Raw genomic sequence first — 15,631 nt, 5'->3', positions numbered from 1 at the left:
TCAGTAGCGTGATAGTTTTATTTCTTAATATTCATCAAATAATCCGCAAATGCATACAGCTCAGCCTCCTTAAAGGAATTGGCTAAAATCTGCAAGCCTATTGGAAGCCCCTTTTCATCCTGTCCATTAGGAATGGAGATGGCAGGAACCCCAGACACGGAAGCCTGTACAGTAAATAAATCTTCCAGATACATGGCTACCGGATCATCACTATGCTCTCCAAATTTGAAGGCAGTGGATGGGGTCGTAGGCAGTACAATATAATCAAAATTATTCAATAAATCCTCGGTGAATTCCTTGATTAATCTTCTAACCTTCTGTGCTTTAGTGAAATAAGCATCGTAATAACTAGCGCTCAATACAAAAGTACCCAGCATGATACGTCTCTTTACTTCCTCACCAAAACCCTCCGAACGTGTCATCTTATACATACTCTCCAGATTGTGCGCATTAGGAGTACGGTACCCATATTTTACCCCGTCAAAACGGGAAAGGTTTGAACTGGCCTCAGCAGTAGTCAAAATATAGTAGGTGGGAAGTACATATTCCAATAATGGAAAATCAACCTCTTCTACCTGATGACCTTCTTTCTTCAGCTGCTCCAATACCTCTAGCGTATGGGCCTTTATCTCTGGCTGTAAGGATTCTGAAGCAATGGTTTCTTTCAGATAAGCCACCTTTACCTTCTTGTCCAATGCGATCGATTGGCTATAGGCAGGGACTTCCTTACGAGAAACGGTGCTGTCATTATCGTCCTGTCCGGCGATTACCTCCAATACCAGCGCATTGTCTTTTACATTCCTGGAGAATACCCCAATGGTGTCAAAAGAAGAGGCATAAGCGATCAAGCCAAACCTGGAAACTCTGGAATAGGTAGGCTTAATACCCACTAAGCCAGTAAAAGCAGCAGGCTGACGGACAGATCCACCCGTGTCTGTGCCCAGGGAAGTGGTGCATAGATTGGCCTGCACTGCTACGGCGGAGCCTCCAGAGGAGCCTCCCGGTACACGCTCTTCATCGAGGGCGTTGAGCACTTTTCCGTGTACAGAATTTTCGTTAGATGAGCCCATTCCGAACTCATCACAGTTCAATCTACCAATGATGATGGCATCCTCGTCTAGCAGCTTTTGTACTGCCGTGGCAGTAAACTGCGATTCGAAGCCTTCCAGGATTTTGCTGGACGCATTGACTTCATGGCCTGTATAGCATAGGACATCCTTGATGCCTATTACCATGCCTGCCAGTTTTCCTGAATTGCCAGATTTGATTTTTTGATCTACCTGCTCTGCTTGTTCAAGAGCGGATTGCTCATAAACTTCAACGAAGGCGTTGAGATGCGCCTTCGTCTTGATATTGTTGAGGTAGTAATTGACAATCGCCTTACAGTTTGTTTCCTGCTTTTCCAGCGACTGCTTTATTTCGTCGAAAGAATGGAATTTTTCCAATGGTGGTTATTTTTAAGATAATCCTCCATCTCACCATTGGGATAGGACTTACCCCCAGGCCTCATGGGCCAAGTGTAAGGTCTATCCAGAAGCCAGCTTCCGCAAAGAAGCCTTCTCAGGTAAGATGGGGGATGTTTAAGTTAGTTTTAACTCTTCTTTTTGTCGTCCTTCAGGCCTTCTTCAATGTCATCCTGAATCTCTTTTGTAGCATCCTTAAATTCTTTGATGCCTCTGCCCAAGCCTCTGGCAAGTTCAGGGATTCGCTTCGCTCCAAATAGAAGGATAATTACCAAAACGATTAATATTATGGAACCTCCCCCCATATTCTGTATGAAACCCAGTGTAGTCATGATAAGCGTATTTTAGTTGTTAAATCGATACAAATATAAAACTGTGTATTAGTTACACAAAGAATAGCCCACAGTTCTTTTTATTTTGATGGCCTTTTGTGTAAAGTTACTCATAATCTTTCAGAATTTTTTATTTACCTGCAAGCCAAACTGAAGGATTCATTTTTTGAAGCCCTTTCCACGTTTGAAAATGCACCTCGGCTGTGCCGTCATTTCCTGTAGCCACCTCCCCAATTTTGTCATTTGCCTTGACAGTTTGTCCAGATTTTACAGCGATGGTCTTTAATCGGCTATACATGGTATAATATTCCCCATGCCGGATGATAATCGTCCCGCCCATTCCCGGAATGGTACTGATCTTAGTCACTTCTCCATTGAATACCGCGCGGACAGCTTCGTCAGGATTTGTCTGTATATCTATCCCATCATTGGTGATGGTGATGCCTTTCAGCGTGGGGTGGGGGTGGTTTCCATAAGTTTCTGATATGAAGCCACTGGCCACAGGCCAAGGAAGTTTCCCCTGATTATTAGCAAATGAACTTGATAATGCCGCCGCTTCTGGGGTCATCGGCATTGAGCTGCCCTTGGTTTTGGTGGTCGTGGTATTGGCTTTTTTGGCCTCTGCCTCCGCCCGTTTGATTTCGTCTTCAATTACTTTGCGGATCAATCGGTTCAGCTCTTCCTGCTGTTTTTTAGTCTCGGCAATGTCCTTTTTAAGCTCCTCTTCCTTCTCGGTCAATGAGTTTACTATGGTTTGCTGCTCTCTTTTCAGGAGGTCTAATTCCTTTTTCTGATTTTGCTCCTCCTGAAGGGCACTTTGCTTTTCAGCTTTCTTTTGCTCTTGCTTAGCCTGCTCTGCCTCCAGATCGGCTGTTACCTTTTGGATCTGAGCTACTTGCTTTTCTCTCGCTTCGCTATACTGTTTTAAATACCTAAGACGCATATATAGTTCCCGAAATGTCGAAGAACTGAAAATAAACGTCAGGACATTCACCCCACTGTTGAGCTTTGCAGAGACATAAATCATGTCTGCATATTCCTCCTTGAGGGTGTTGAGATCATTTTCCAGAGAACTTATAAGGTTTCCCGTTTCCTTGATTTCCCGGTTGAGCAGGGCGACTTCATTATTGAGCGTTTGGATATAAGAAACTCGTGTTTGCAGTTGCTTGTTCACCGCATTTAGCTCTCCAATGGTATTCTTCTTACGAGCGGAAGTTTTCTTTAAAATTGCATCAAACTCCTGCAGTCGCTGTAATACCGCCTCCTTTTCCTTCTCCAATTGCGTCCGGGACTTGGCTGTTTGGGCAAGCAATGACTGAGGGACCAGCGTAGTGGTGAAGCCGATCAGCATAAGCAGTAAAACAGCAATGCGGTAGGTCATAATTAGAAATTATAAGGGAAAGTAAGGGGTGTATTCTGCGGCTCTACTTTGTTGAACTCCAGATTAATTAAGGTGTTCTGCAATTCTCCCGCATTCTCCATCGCAAAGGTAATCAGGATTTTGTAGGCGTAAGGCTGTCCCTCCAAATCCTCAAATTCAGGATAGGTGGCAGTCAGCTTTCCCTTATGAAATCGCGAGCCGGTTTCTAGTTTATTTACTTTTCCATGCTGGACCCCCACCACAGATTCATACAGGATCCCATCCCTGCGTTGGGAAAGCTCAAAGGTCTTGCCCACACGGAGCAGGCGATCTCTGTAGCTAACGCCATAGGGAACATTGGCAAATAGAATATTCTGAAATAAGTCTAAGGAGAGCTTCAGACCATAAGTATTCTGAAACTGATCGAAGGTTAAATTTACATCCTGCCCATTGATTCGGTCTTTGATCTTGATCTCTTCACGAGTGATCAGGCCTCTTGCGGCTTCTATGCCCAGGCCTGGACTGATGCTAAACCATATTACACTGTCTTTCTTTGCCCTGAGGGTCATAGAACCCCTGGTGGTCTTACCATTATCTTCCTCCATTACCAGCCGGGCCTTGGCTTGCAGGTAATCGAACTCAAAATAATTTGGGCTAAATTCCTTCATCGCCTCATCGGCTGAATATAAAGTGGGCCTCTTGGCACAGCCCGCCAAGGTGATAGCCACTAAAAATATAAATATGCTAAGACCCTTATTCATAATATTTTTGATCCTTTATTTTTTGGGATAGCTTGTCTGATGTCTCGGATTTGCTGCTGGCTTCTTTCCAGTAATCCATCGCTTTTTGCTTTTGGCCTAGCTTATAGAGTATATCCCCGTAATGCTCGAGCATCACCCCACTAGGCTCCTTCTCCTCCTCCAAAGCCTTCTTCATAAATTTCTCGGCCTTCTGGTATTCCTCTTTTTGGAATAAAACCCAAGCATGGGTGTCCAGGTAGGTAGCATTATTGGGATAGCGCTGGACCAGCTTGCTGGACATTTCCAGCGCTTTGCTCAGATCCTTCTTTTCCAACGATAAAAAGTAGGCATAATTGTTCAAAACATGCTCATCATCTGGAGTGCTTTCTAATACCTTATCATAAGCATCATAGGCTTTTTGCTGCTCATTCATAGCATGATAAGTGTCTCCTAGCTGGCCTAAAACCATGAGGTCAAGCTGTTTGTTCAGGCCATTGTTTAGCTCCAAGCTTTTATTGAGAGAGCTGACAGCAGCCTCATTCTTTTTTAAGGCTAGCTTGGCCGTTCCATCAAAAAACCAGAATTCAGGCTTGTCTCCAAACTCCTCTGTGCCTATGACGGTGTATTTTTCGATCTCTCCAAAGTCTTCTCCTCCCTCAAACATCAGGCTGATCACCACCTGTAAGACCCTTGCGTCTTGTGGATTGATTTGGATGGATTTCTGATAATATCCCAGAGCTTCTGCATTTTGCTGGGCTTGCATGGCCCTGTCGCCGAGTACGGTATAGATTTCTGCGTCTTTTGGATTGGTGCGGACCATGATAGCGCCCAAGCTGTCGAGCATCGATTCTCGCTCCACCGTTTTTAAATCCTTCTGCATGATATCCGTGAAGGTTTCCGCTTTAACGAGACCTTCTAAATCCGGATTATTAAAAGCCTCGAATAAATAAGTATTGGCTTCTTTAAAATTTTCCTTTTTCTTCAAAAGGGTATAAGCTGCCAATTGCAATTTTGGCTGATTGGGATATTCCGCCAGAGAGCTGCTTACGGTCTCCAGGGCCTGGTCCACTCGGTTATTATTATATAGCATCTCCACTAGGGCTAGTACATAGCGGGAATTGCCAGGGTTGGCTTCGGCGAGTTTTTCACCTTCCTCTATAGCTGCATTTAGGTTGTTTTGACGCAGGTATATTCTTTGTTTTTGAACGGAGAGTTGCTCCATCACCCCATAGTATTCCTCCGCCTGATCGAGAGCCACCATGGCCTTGTCAAACTGCTGGGTACCTAGATAAAGGGAGGCCAATTCCAGTATATATTGCTGGTTGTCCTCCGAGCTGTTGATGAGCTCCTGTAGGATCTCGGCTGCTTTCTCGGGCTGATTTTGCTTGGTATAGACCTCTGCTACTAATAAGTGGTAATACTTGTTTTGGGGATCAGATTCTATCGCCTGCTGCCCGTATTTCAGGGCATTATCATTTTGATTGGCTCGCGTGAGGAGCTCTGCAAGTTTAAAATTGATAGCGCCTTCTTCAGGGGCTAGTTCATACGCTTTCGAAAAGTATAAGTAGGCCTTTTTATAGTCCTCCAGCATCATATACTTTTCGCCATCTATAAATAGCCGTGTGGCCTGATCCTTTTTTTCCTTTTCTTTTTTATTTCCATTTAAGATCGACAGCTGTGCCTGGGCAGGGTAGGACAGCATCGTGGCTATGGAGAAAAATAATATGATATGTTTTATTTGCATAATGTACTCGTGAATTTGACCTTATCAGGTATTTATAAATAGTAACCTGACAAAACGTACAAACTTAAGGCCTTTTTCGTTCATTTACCAAAAGGGTGTTTGGTAAAATTATTTTTGTTAAGACTTACCTGTACTCCCAAATCCACCCGCTCCTCTGGCGGTTTCTGAAACCACAGCGGTTTCATCCCATCTGATCTGCTCATGCTTAGCCACGACCATCTGAGCTATCCTCTCTCCATCCTGGATCTCAAAAGCCTCATTGGACAGGTTTACCAGTAATACCTTGATCTCTCCCCTATAATCAGAATCAATGGTACCTGGAGAATTGAGGACGGTAAGGCCATGCTTATAGGCCAAGCCACTTCTAGGTCGTATCTGGGCCTCATAGCCCTCAGGTAACTCCATAAATAGCCCAGTGCCGATCAAGGTCCGCTCCAATGGCTGTAAAACCACTGACTCATCGATATTTGCTCGCAAATCAAGACCTGCAGAAAATGAGGTTTGGTATTCGGGTAAGCTGTGCTTGGACTGGTTTATGACTTTTACCTGCATAGTGTTTTCTTTATTCGAAATAAATTAAGTTTCAAAGATAGGGGGTTAATTTTATATCAGAGAATCTTGCTGCATAAAATATGCCTTTCGGAAGGGGATAAACCGTGGTGCTAAAACCTTATTTTGTAATTCTATTTTTGAGCTGCTTGATTTCGTCTTTTTCCAATAGCATTATTAAGCCTAGGAATACTAGCAATAGAGCATTGCGCAGCATAAAGGTAAGTATCCCTGACTCTAAGAAAATATAAAATCCCAAATAGGAAAAGCCAAAGGCTATGACCAAGTAAAACAGATCTCTAGAAGTCTTATAAGGAATAGGATAATTTTTTTGACCTAAAACATAACATATAACAGACATCACGGAATAAGTAGCTAGTGTGCTCATCGCAGCGCCTCGGAAGCCCCATATTGGTACCAGGCCCAGGATCACTAAAACCGTGATGATGGCGCCGATAAGGGTGATATAAAAGCTGTATTTGGTATTATCGGTGATTTTGAACCAAATGCTAAGATTAAAATACACGCCTAACATCAGGTATCCCATCAGCAGCATGGGGACGATATCGAGGCCTTCCTGATAGCCTTTGTTTCCCAAAATGAAAGTGGAGATGAGGTCAAGGTTTACTGCTACCAGAATCATAAGACTGCAGCAGAAAATGATGAACCAATGCATCACCTTGGCGTAAAGCTGAGGACTGTCTTTACTTTCGCTCTGCGCAAAGAAGAAGGGTTCAGCCGCATATTTGAACGCCTGAATAATCAGGTTCATGAAAATAGCGAGTTTAAAATTGGCGCCGAATATCCCTGCCGCTTCCCTTGCTGATAGTCCCGGGTAGAAGTCCTCTGGAAGGATATACTCGAATAGGAACCTGGAAAAAACCTCATTGGTCACACCCGCAAGTCCCATAAATAATAATGGCAGGGCATAATGCCACATGGGCCCCAGGATGCTTTTGTCAAATTGCCAGGTGAACCTTCCCGATAGAAAAAATAAGATGGGAAGAATAGCCGCATTCGCAATTAGATTGGACAGCAGTATATAATCTACACCCCAATCGGGATGATAAAATGACTGGACAAAGGGCAGGAGGCCAGACAAATAATCGCCTTCGTAAATATGGAAACATACCACGATGAAGAATATATTGAAGCCCACATTGAGTAGTATATTTAGTAATTTCGTTAGGGCAAATTGCAGTGATTTATTTTCCACGCGGAGCTTAGCATAAGGAATCGCCAGGATCGCATCAATGGTGAGGATTAAGGCGGTCCATTGAAAGAGGTGCGCCTTTCCGGGATAGTCCATCCAGACACTCATGCTCTCTGCGCTAAGGAATAATAAGGCTCCTAGCGAAAGTGAGGTGGTGAGGATGAGGGATTGGACGTTATTATATACTTTTTGGGGATCGAGGCCTTTGCCAGTGGCATATCGGAAAAAGGTGGTCTCCATCCCATAGGTGAAAATCACATTAAAAAAGGCAATAAAGGCATAAATAGCCGTAAATGAACCTAGGTCTTCTTTGGTAAGGTAAGTGATATAAAAGGGAAGGAGCAGGAAGTTTATTACTCGACCCAAAATACTGCTGATCCCATAAATGGCGGTTTGCCCCGCAAGCTGCTTGAGTTTACTCATGGATCAGTATAGAGGGCTTATTCGCCCTTAAAATTGGGTTTTCTTTTTTCAAGAAAAGCAGAGGTTCCCTCATTATAATCCTCGGATTTCACGCATCTAGCAAAGCTATTGGCCTCGATAAGGTAACCATTTTCATCATTGCTATAGACCGCATTGACGCAGTCCACGATCATGCCCAGTGCCAAAGGGGCCTTGCTCATGATTTTTTGCAGGATTTCTTCCGCTTTTTGGATGGCTTCTTCTTTATTACTGGTCACATGATTTACCAGGCCGAGTGATTTGGCTTCTTCAGCGCCGATCATATCGCCGGTCATGAGCAGTTCATTGGCCTTACTTCTGCCAATAAGCATGGTGAGCCGCTGCGTGCCCCCATAGCCAGGGATGATCCCGAGGTTTACCTCCGGTTGCCCAAACTTAGCGTTGGCCGAGGCAATGCGCATATGACAGGCCATTGCGAGTTCGCAGCCACCACCCAAAGCAAAGCCATTCACAACTGCTATGACAGGCTTATGGCAGGACTCGATCAAGCCGAAAACTTCCTGACCATTTTCTGAAAACTTCCTGGCATTCAACTCATTGAGCTCTGCGATTTCGGAGATATCCGCCCCCGCAACGAAGGCTTTCTCGCCAGAACCCGTGATGATGACGCCACGAATAGACTTATTATCAGTGACTTCATTGAAGATGTTTTTAAGCTCCTCCAATGTATCAAAGTTCACCGCGTTTAGCTTCGATTCCCTATTGATCGTGAGGTATAAAATACCATTTTTATTTTCAGAAAGAATATTGGTGGATTCAGCCATGCTCTAAAACCTATGTTTGAATTCAAATATACAAGGTGAGGTAGCAAAGACAAAGCATTACCGCTAAAAATGAATATAAGAGGTAGTTTATCCCTGATAGTGACTTGATTAATAATACTGGCAATGTCCATTTTTATGGCTCTAACCTGATACGCTCCGGTTTCCAGGCTATGTCAAAAAGAACCTTCTATTTAGAAGCTTTTAAGGTATAGCAAGGAAAGACCGGGCTAGGGAACCCTATTCTGGGGAGCCAATACTAATACGAGGTAGGAGCAAATAAGAAGCGGCAAGATTAGCTGATTTTATTGAATGGATAATATGAATAGCGGTCTTGCCAATCCCCTCCCGTGAATGCATGTGAAGGGGCTGAATATAAGTGGTTTTAAGAAGTGTTTATTTGGAACGAAGTGTGGAAATATACTAGTCCAGATAAGCAGTATAAGTAAGCCAGGGAGGTATGGGAGCGGGGGGAAGGCCAGGAGGAAATGTGTGAAAGGGAATAGATAGGCCAGTTGTTCTCCCAAAGTATTTGATCTCTATGCTGCCGAAGAGGGGGAGCTAAGGAAAAAAATGCGATCTTTGGGGAGGTTCATTTTTACCCTACAAACCTAAATGTGTCCAGCTGCCAGATAATAATGAAATAGTGTGAACTGAATCGCCCATGTCCCACAAAATTTTATATTTTTGTAGCACATGAAGAAACTGTAAAAACTTTAATAAAATACTTTATGTCATCCAAAAGAAAAATAACCGTAGCCTACGGAGATGGTATAGGTCCTGAAATCATGAAGGCCACCCTCAACATCCTGGAAGCTGCCGGTGCGCAAATCGAGCCAGAAGTGATCGAAATTGGCGAGCAAGTATATCTCAAAGGCATCAGCTCAGGAATTGAGCCTCGAGCATGGGATTCCTTGAGAGAGACTAAAGTCTTTTTGAAATCGCCAATCACCACCCCTCAGGGCGGAGGCTTCAAGAGCTTAAATGTAACCACTCGTAAGACTTTGGGCTTATATGCAAATGTGCGTCCTTGTAAGGCTTACTCTCCATACATACGAACTCACTTTCCGAAAACAGATATGGTCATCATTCGTGAAAACGAGGAAGACCTCTATGCAGGAATTGAGCATCGCCAGACTGATGACGTGTATCAGTGCTTGAAATTGATCTCAAGACCTGGTTCTGAAAAAATCATCCGTTATGCCTTTGAGTATGCAAAGAAGTACAACCGTAAGAAGGTGACTTGCATGACCAAGGACAATATTATGAAATTGGCCGATGGCCTGTTTCACAGTGTCTTCAATGAGGTGGCTAAGGAATATCCGGATATCGAGGCGGATCATAAGATCATCGATATCGGTACAGCCTTGATCGCCGATAAGCCGGAGATGTTTGATGTCATCGTTACTCTAAATCTATATGGAGACATCATCTCAGATGTGGCGGCACAGATTACTGGTTCAGTGGGTCTTGGAGGATCTTCTAATGTGGGTGAGGAAGTGGCCATGTTTGAAGCCATTCATGGCTCTGCCCCGGATATTTCAGGTCAAAATATCGCTAACCCTTCTGGGCTGCTGAATGGCGCCATCATGATGCTGGTGCATATTGGACAGCCTGAAGTAGCAGAAAAAATCTCTAATGCCTGGATGAAAACCCTGGAAGATGGGATCCATACAGGGGATATCTACCAGGAAGGAATCTCCTCTCAGCTGGTAGGTACTCAGGAGTTTGCCCAAGCAGTAATCGATAGGATAGGCTTGAAGCCCGAAAAAATGACCCCTGCCGAGTTCCAAAAAGGCGACGGATCAGATGATAATATGGGTGCAATAAAACTGACCAAGAGAAAGCCTTCTAAGAAAGAGCTTATCGGCCTGGATGTATTTATTGACTGGAAAGAAAGTAATAATGATGCCAATGTGATCGGTGATAGACTACGTGCGGTGGATGCCGGTGGAGTGAATATGCAGCTGATTACTAACCGCGGTGTAAAAGTGTATCCTGATGGAATGAAAGAAACATTCTGCTCAGACCACTGGAGAGTGCGGTTTTTCAATGCCGACCAATCTGTCATTACTCATGCGCAAATCTTGGATGTGATGAAGCAGGTTCAGGATCTTGGTTTTGACTTTATCAAAACAGAAAACCTTTATACTTTCGATGGCGAAAGAGGATTCTCATTGGCCCAGGGTGAATAAGACTTAGTTTAAAGAATATAGAATTAATAAAAAAGGGTGCTCTAGGGCACCTTTTTTTATGGAATTAAATGGGATAAGCAGCTTGCTTTGTGACTGTGGATTTCAGAGAGCTCCTAGCTGAGGAGGGTTTTTCCTAAGAGGAAGATGAGCGGATCAGTGGCAGAGGGGTTCGGCTAGTATCAGTTATTTTAGGAATCTAAAGCTGGATGCTATAAAAAATAGAAGTGTAAGGATTTCATGCTGCCTCGGTATTGGGCTGGAGGAGAGGCTAGGTTGGTTCAGGGCAGAATGTTGATAATTTAAAAAAAAGGCTCCCTTGAAGAAATTCAAGGGAGCCTTTTAAATATAGTCTAGCAATCAGTATTAGTTACTGATGTCCTTTTTTGCCATTCTGTTTCTTTCTCCTTCGTCGAGGAAGATTTTACGCATTCTCATGCTTTTAGGAGTGATTTCAAGATATTCATCCTTTTGGATGTATTCCATACTTTCCTCAAGAGAGAATTTCTTTGCAGGGGCGATTTTAGCGTTATCATCTGAACCAGACGCACGCATGTTGGTAAGTTTTTTACCTTTCTGCACGTTTACCACGATATCATTGTCACGAGAGTGCTCGCCGATTACCTGGCCACCGTATATTTCTTGTCCTGGATCAACGAAGAATACTCCACGATCCTGAAGTTTATCAATAGCGTAACCTGTAGTAGGACCAGACTCCATAGAAATGATGGAACCGTTGATTCTGCCAGGGATAGTTCCTTTGAAGGCTTCGTACTTGATGAAACGGTGATTCATGATCGCCTCTCCTTGAGTGGCAGTCAATACATTATTTCTAAGTCCGATCAATCCTCTGGAAGGAATTTGGAATTCAAGGTGTTGAAGATCGCCTTTAGGCTCCATGATCAAAAGTTCACCTTTACGTTGGGTGGCCAATTCGATTACCTTACCGGCAGTCTCTTCTGGTACATCCACTACCAATGATTCGATAGGCTCTTGCTTCACGCCATCTACTTCCTTATAAATTACCTGAGGCTGACCTACTTGTAATTCATAACCTTCTCTTCTCATGGTTTCGATCAACACAGACAAGTGAAGAATACCACGGCCATAAACCAGGAATTTATCTTCATTATCGGTTGGTTCCACTCGCAAGGCGAGGTTTTTCTCCATTTCTTTGAACAAGCGATCTCTTAGGTGACGGGAAGTCACGAATTTACCTTCTCTACCAAAGAACGGGGAGTTATTGATCGTGAAGAGCATATTCATCGTAGGCTCATCGATCGAAATACGAGGTAGTGGTTCAGGATTGTCAGCATCAGCGACAGTATCGCCAATTTCGAATCCTTCGATACCAGTGATCGCACAGATGTCTCCAGCGATAACCTCTTCTACTTTATTTTTTCCTAATCCTTCAAAGACATGCAGTTCTTTGATCCTCATTTTCTTGATAGATCCATCTGCTTTGCAAAGAGCCACCTGAGTGTTCTCTTTAAGTGTGCCTCTTTTAAGTCTGCCAATAGCAATTCTACCTACGAAATTGGAGAAATCCAATGAGGTGATTTGCATCTGGGCGGTACCTTCTTCGATTTTTGGAGCAGGGATATGTTCCAGGATCGTATCTAATAAAGGAAGGATAGAGTCGGTAGGGTTTTTCCAGTCAGATCCCATCCAGTTGTTTTTGGCGGAACCATACATGGTTACAAAGTCCAATTGCTCTTCTGTAGCATCCAAGTTGAACATCAAGTCAAAAACGGCTTCATGTACCTCGTCAGGACGACAGTTAGGCTTATCTACTTTGTTTACTACTACAATAGGCGTAAGGCCTAAAGCCAGGGCTTTGCCCAATACAAATCGCGTCTGAGGCATCGGACCTTCAAAAGCATCGACCAATAGGATAACCCCATCGGCCATCTTCAATACACGCTCCACTTCACCGCCAAAGTCGGCGTGACCAGGAGTATCAATAATATTGATCTTGGTGTCTTTATATCTTACGGACACGTTTTTGGAAAGAATGGTAATACCTCTCTCTCTTTCCAAGTCGTTATTGTCCAGGATAAGGTCGTCAAATTGCTGGTTTTCACGGAAAATCTTTGAGGCGTGGATGATTTTATCCACCAAAGTGGTCTTGCCGTGGTCAACGTGCGCGATAATCGCGATGTTACGAATATTCTGCATGATAAGGATTAATTAAGTTGCAAAAGTACAAAGAAAATTTGGTTATCTTGTTAAGCCTAAATAAACTTTAAAGCCATCTGCTAAAAAAAAAATTATTTTTTGCTTCATATAAGTTTTTATAGCCTTTTTCAATACAAGCCAAATGGTAAATATTTATGGATAAATAAATAATTTACCAGTACCTAGGCTAAATTTACCTAGGTTTTTAGAATTTTTCAAGCGCAATAAGCTACATTTTATAGGTACTTCCTTTTTTTCTGTTTTTCGCCCCTTTTATCCAAATCCATCATTCTGATCTCCTCCTGCAGCCAGCTAGCTTTTGCGGATTAGCCATTCCTTATAGATAGTAACTCTTCCTGACCCCTACTTTTCCCTATTCAGTAGCTATTAAATGCGCGATAAATACTAATTCTACCGGGGAAATGGAGTGCGGTATCCTGTAATTTCAGGCGTAAAGCCATATTTCTGTCCTCCTGCCTCGGTGGAACCGATAGTTTTGGTATTATTTTTGGTAATATATGAGGTGTAAAGGAGGTGAGTTGAGAAAAGTATTTTTAGTAAATTAACTTATTATTGAGCCTGACTTCATAGTGGAAATTCCATAAAAAATTGGGTTTGATAATAATTCACTATATTTGTGAAATACAATAAAATTATTTCGAAATACATTTTACAAGAGATGAATGTCGTGTATGACGAAAGGTGACACTTTAGTGTAATAAATGCTAAAAAGAAAGTTTTATAGTATTTACCTAAACCAATGTACCATGAAATATTTAATTAAGATCGAGATCAATGATGTGGAGTTTCAGATTCATACTGAAGCGTCAAATGAAAGAGAAGCCAGGGAAAACGTGTGGGAAATCATCCGAACAAAGACCACCATGAAGTCCATCGAAACTATTGCGAGTCCTAAGTCTGAAGGAAATTCCTTAGGTAAGAAACTTGCTGAGGGGATCAGAAGTGCTTTGATGTTATAATTTTCACCCCCAAGCCAAGGATAATTTGGAGAAAACCTACTATAAAAGAATACTCCTTTCAAAGAAAAGAGAGCAAATGAAAACCGTCCTATGGCGGTTTTTTTCATTTTTAGGAGCCTTGCTTTTCGCCCCCGGCGCGAAAAAAATATAAAACCGCTAGTCAAAATACCAGTTAATACGCCTGGGAGATATTTCTGATAGGGCTATCCTCAACAAACCCTTCGCTAATTCATGCATATTTTATACCTTTGGGCAAAAATTTTGATTAATGAGCATCCAAAAACCATCGCTACCAAAAGGAACTCGTGACTTTGGCCCCAGCCAAATGGCGCGCAGGAATTATATTTTAGATACTATTAAAGATACTTTTAGGCTTTTTGGCTATCAGCAGCTGGAGACTCCATCGATGGAGAACCTCTCAGTACTTACAGGCAAGTATGGAGATGAGGGGGATCAATTATTGTATAAGATCCTCAATAGTGGGGATTACCTAAAGAAGGTAAATGCCACTGATCTGGATGCGGGGACAGCAGCGATGCTCCCAAAAATCGCCGAGAAAGGCCTTCGATATGACCTTACTGTGCCTTTTGCTAGGTATGTGGTGATGAATAGGAATGAGATTACTTATCCCTTTAAGCGATTTCAGATTCAGCCAGTATGGCGGGCAGACCGCCCTCAGAAGGGCCGTTATCGGGAGTTTTATCAGTGTGATGCCGATGTGGTGGGCACGGACAGCCTGATCTGTGAGGTGGAGATCCTCCTTATGATCAGAAGGGTATTTGCCCATCTGAAGCTCACTGATTATGATATCAAGATCAATAACAGAAAAATACTAACAGGACTATCCGAAGTGATCGGGGAGCCGGGTAAAGAAGGACAACTCTGTGTGGCCATCGATAAGCTGGATAAGATCGGCTGGGAAAAGGTCCAGGAAGAACTGCTACAGCGGGGATTTGCTCAGCCTTCTATCGACAAACTGGAGCCTGTAATTTCTCAAAAAGGCTCCAATGCTGATAAATTGGAGTTTCTTAAGGGATTTCTAGCTTCTAGCGAAGAAGGAACCAAGGGCGTAAGAGAATTGGAGGAGGTATTTGCATTATTGGCTGAATACGGTGAAGATGAGGCTCATGTGGAGCTGGATTTGGTCCTGGCCCGAGGGCTTTCTTATTATACAGGCGCCATCTTTGAGGTGAAAGTAAACAAGGTGTCCATAGGATCCGTAAGTGGGGGAGGTCGTTATGATAATCTGACAGGCGTATTTGGCCTGGAAGGGGTGTCGGGTGTAGGATTTTCTTTTGGGGTGGATCGAATCTATGATGTGCTGGAAGAATTATCACTATTCCCGGCGGATCAGGAGCGATCCACAGAAGTGATGATTGGATATTTTGATGAGAAAGGTAAAAAATACGGGCTGAAAGTGCTCAATGCGCTGCGACAGGCTGGTCTTTCCTCGGAGATCTATCCTGATGAGGTCAAGGTGAAGAAGCAATTCCACTACGCTGATAAGAAAAACATCCCTTTTGTAATAATGATTGGGGATGAGGAAATAGATCAAAATAAAGTAACCTTAAAAAACCTGCATACTGGCGATCAGTCTATGTATGATCTGGCGGAAGCCATCACATTAATAAAGGCGTAATCTAGTTTGGACACTAAA

12 protein-coding genes are annotated in these 15,631 nt (G+C 43.1%); 3 read left to right on the top strand and 9 right to left on the bottom strand.

Annotation, left to right across the window (positions count from 1 at the left end; genetic code table 11):
* Window positions 1–17: 17 nt before the first annotated feature.
* The 8 genes from gatA to B050_RS0109165 all read right to left on the bottom strand — a co-directional run bounded on the left by gatA (window position 18) and on the right by B050_RS0109165 (window position 8,627).
* The gene (gatA, locus tag B050_RS0109200) at window positions 18–1,445 is read right to left on the bottom strand and encodes an Asp-tRNA(Asn)/Glu-tRNA(Gln) amidotransferase subunit GatA (protein ID WP_018473625.1); all 1,428 of its coding nucleotides are present in this window, start codon (window positions 1,443–1,445) and stop codon (window positions 18–20) included.
* Window positions 1,446–1,591: 146 nt separating this feature from the next.
* Complete coding sequence (locus tag B050_RS0109195) at window positions 1,592–1,795, bottom strand: Sec-independent protein translocase subunit TatA/TatB (protein ID WP_018473624.1); 204 nt, start codon at window positions 1,793–1,795, stop codon at window positions 1,592–1,594.
* Between the two features lie 130 nt (window positions 1,796–1,925).
* Window positions 1,926–3,176 carry a murein hydrolase activator EnvC family protein gene (locus tag B050_RS0109190; protein ID WP_018473623.1) on the bottom strand — a complete coding sequence of 417 codons (1,251 nt, stop codon included), beginning with the start codon at window positions 3,174–3,176 and terminating at the stop codon, window positions 1,926–1,928.
* 2 nt (window positions 3,177–3,178) lie between these two features.
* The gene (locus tag B050_RS0109185; RefSeq protein WP_018473622.1) at window positions 3,179–3,916 is read right to left on the bottom strand and encodes a DUF4292 domain-containing protein; all 738 of its coding nucleotides are present in this window, start codon (window positions 3,914–3,916) and stop codon (window positions 3,179–3,181) included.
* Window positions 3,909–5,639: a tetratricopeptide repeat protein gene (locus tag B050_RS0109180; protein ID WP_018473621.1), complete on the bottom strand. Its 1,731-nt coding sequence runs from the start codon at window positions 5,637–5,639 to the stop codon at window positions 3,909–3,911. Before B050_RS0109180 ends, B050_RS0109185 begins: the two co-directional genes overlap by 8 nt.
* Window positions 5,640–5,756: 117 nt before the next feature.
* Complete coding sequence (gene dut, locus B050_RS0109175; protein WP_018473620.1) at window positions 5,757–6,191, bottom strand: dUTP diphosphatase; 435 nt, start codon at window positions 6,189–6,191, stop codon at window positions 5,757–5,759.
* Window positions 6,192–6,309: 118 nt separating this feature from the next.
* Window positions 6,310–7,824 carry an oligosaccharide flippase family protein gene (locus B050_RS0109170; protein ID WP_018473619.1) on the bottom strand — a complete coding sequence of 505 codons (1,515 nt, stop codon included), beginning with the start codon at window positions 7,822–7,824 and terminating at the stop codon, window positions 6,310–6,312.
* Between the two features lie 17 nt (window positions 7,825–7,841).
* The gene (locus B050_RS0109165; RefSeq protein WP_018473618.1) at window positions 7,842–8,627 is read right to left on the bottom strand and encodes an enoyl-CoA hydratase/isomerase family protein; all 786 of its coding nucleotides are present in this window, start codon (window positions 8,625–8,627) and stop codon (window positions 7,842–7,844) included.
* Window positions 8,628–9,355: 728 nt separating this feature from the next.
* Here B050_RS0109165 and B050_RS0109160 point away from each other — a divergent pair.
* Window positions 9,356–10,819, top strand: coding sequence for an NADP-dependent isocitrate dehydrogenase (locus B050_RS0109160; RefSeq protein WP_018473617.1), 1,464 nt, complete (start codon window positions 9,356–9,358; stop codon window positions 10,817–10,819).
* A 363-nt stretch (window positions 10,820–11,182) separates the two neighbouring features.
* On the opposite strand, the gene typA is transcribed toward B050_RS0109160, so the two are convergent.
* Window positions 11,183–12,994: a translational GTPase TypA gene (gene typA, locus B050_RS0109155; protein WP_018473616.1), complete on the bottom strand. Its 1,812-nt coding sequence runs from the start codon at window positions 12,992–12,994 to the stop codon at window positions 11,183–11,185.
* A 767-nt stretch (window positions 12,995–13,761) separates the two neighbouring features.
* Between typA and B050_RS0109150 the strand changes: the two genes are divergently transcribed.
* Together B050_RS0109150 and hisS are read left to right on the top strand one after the other, a co-directional pair.
* Window positions 13,762–13,974, top strand: coding sequence for a hypothetical protein (locus B050_RS0109150; RefSeq protein ID WP_018473615.1), 213 nt, complete (start codon window positions 13,762–13,764; stop codon window positions 13,972–13,974).
* A 268-nt stretch (window positions 13,975–14,242) separates the two neighbouring features.
* Window positions 14,243–15,613, top strand: a complete 1,371-nt coding sequence (hisS, locus tag B050_RS0109145; RefSeq protein ID WP_018473614.1) for a histidine--tRNA ligase — start codon at window positions 14,243–14,245, stop codon at window positions 15,611–15,613.
* Window positions 15,614–15,631: the final 18 nt, after the last annotated feature.

Source organism: Echinicola pacifica DSM 19836 (assembly GCF_000373245.1).
Lineage (GTDB): Bacteria > Bacteroidota > Bacteroidia > Cytophagales > Cyclobacteriaceae > Echinicola > Echinicola pacifica.
The sequence above is the reverse complement of the archived record's forward strand: the minus strand, read 5'-3'. Positions and strand labels throughout refer to the sequence as shown.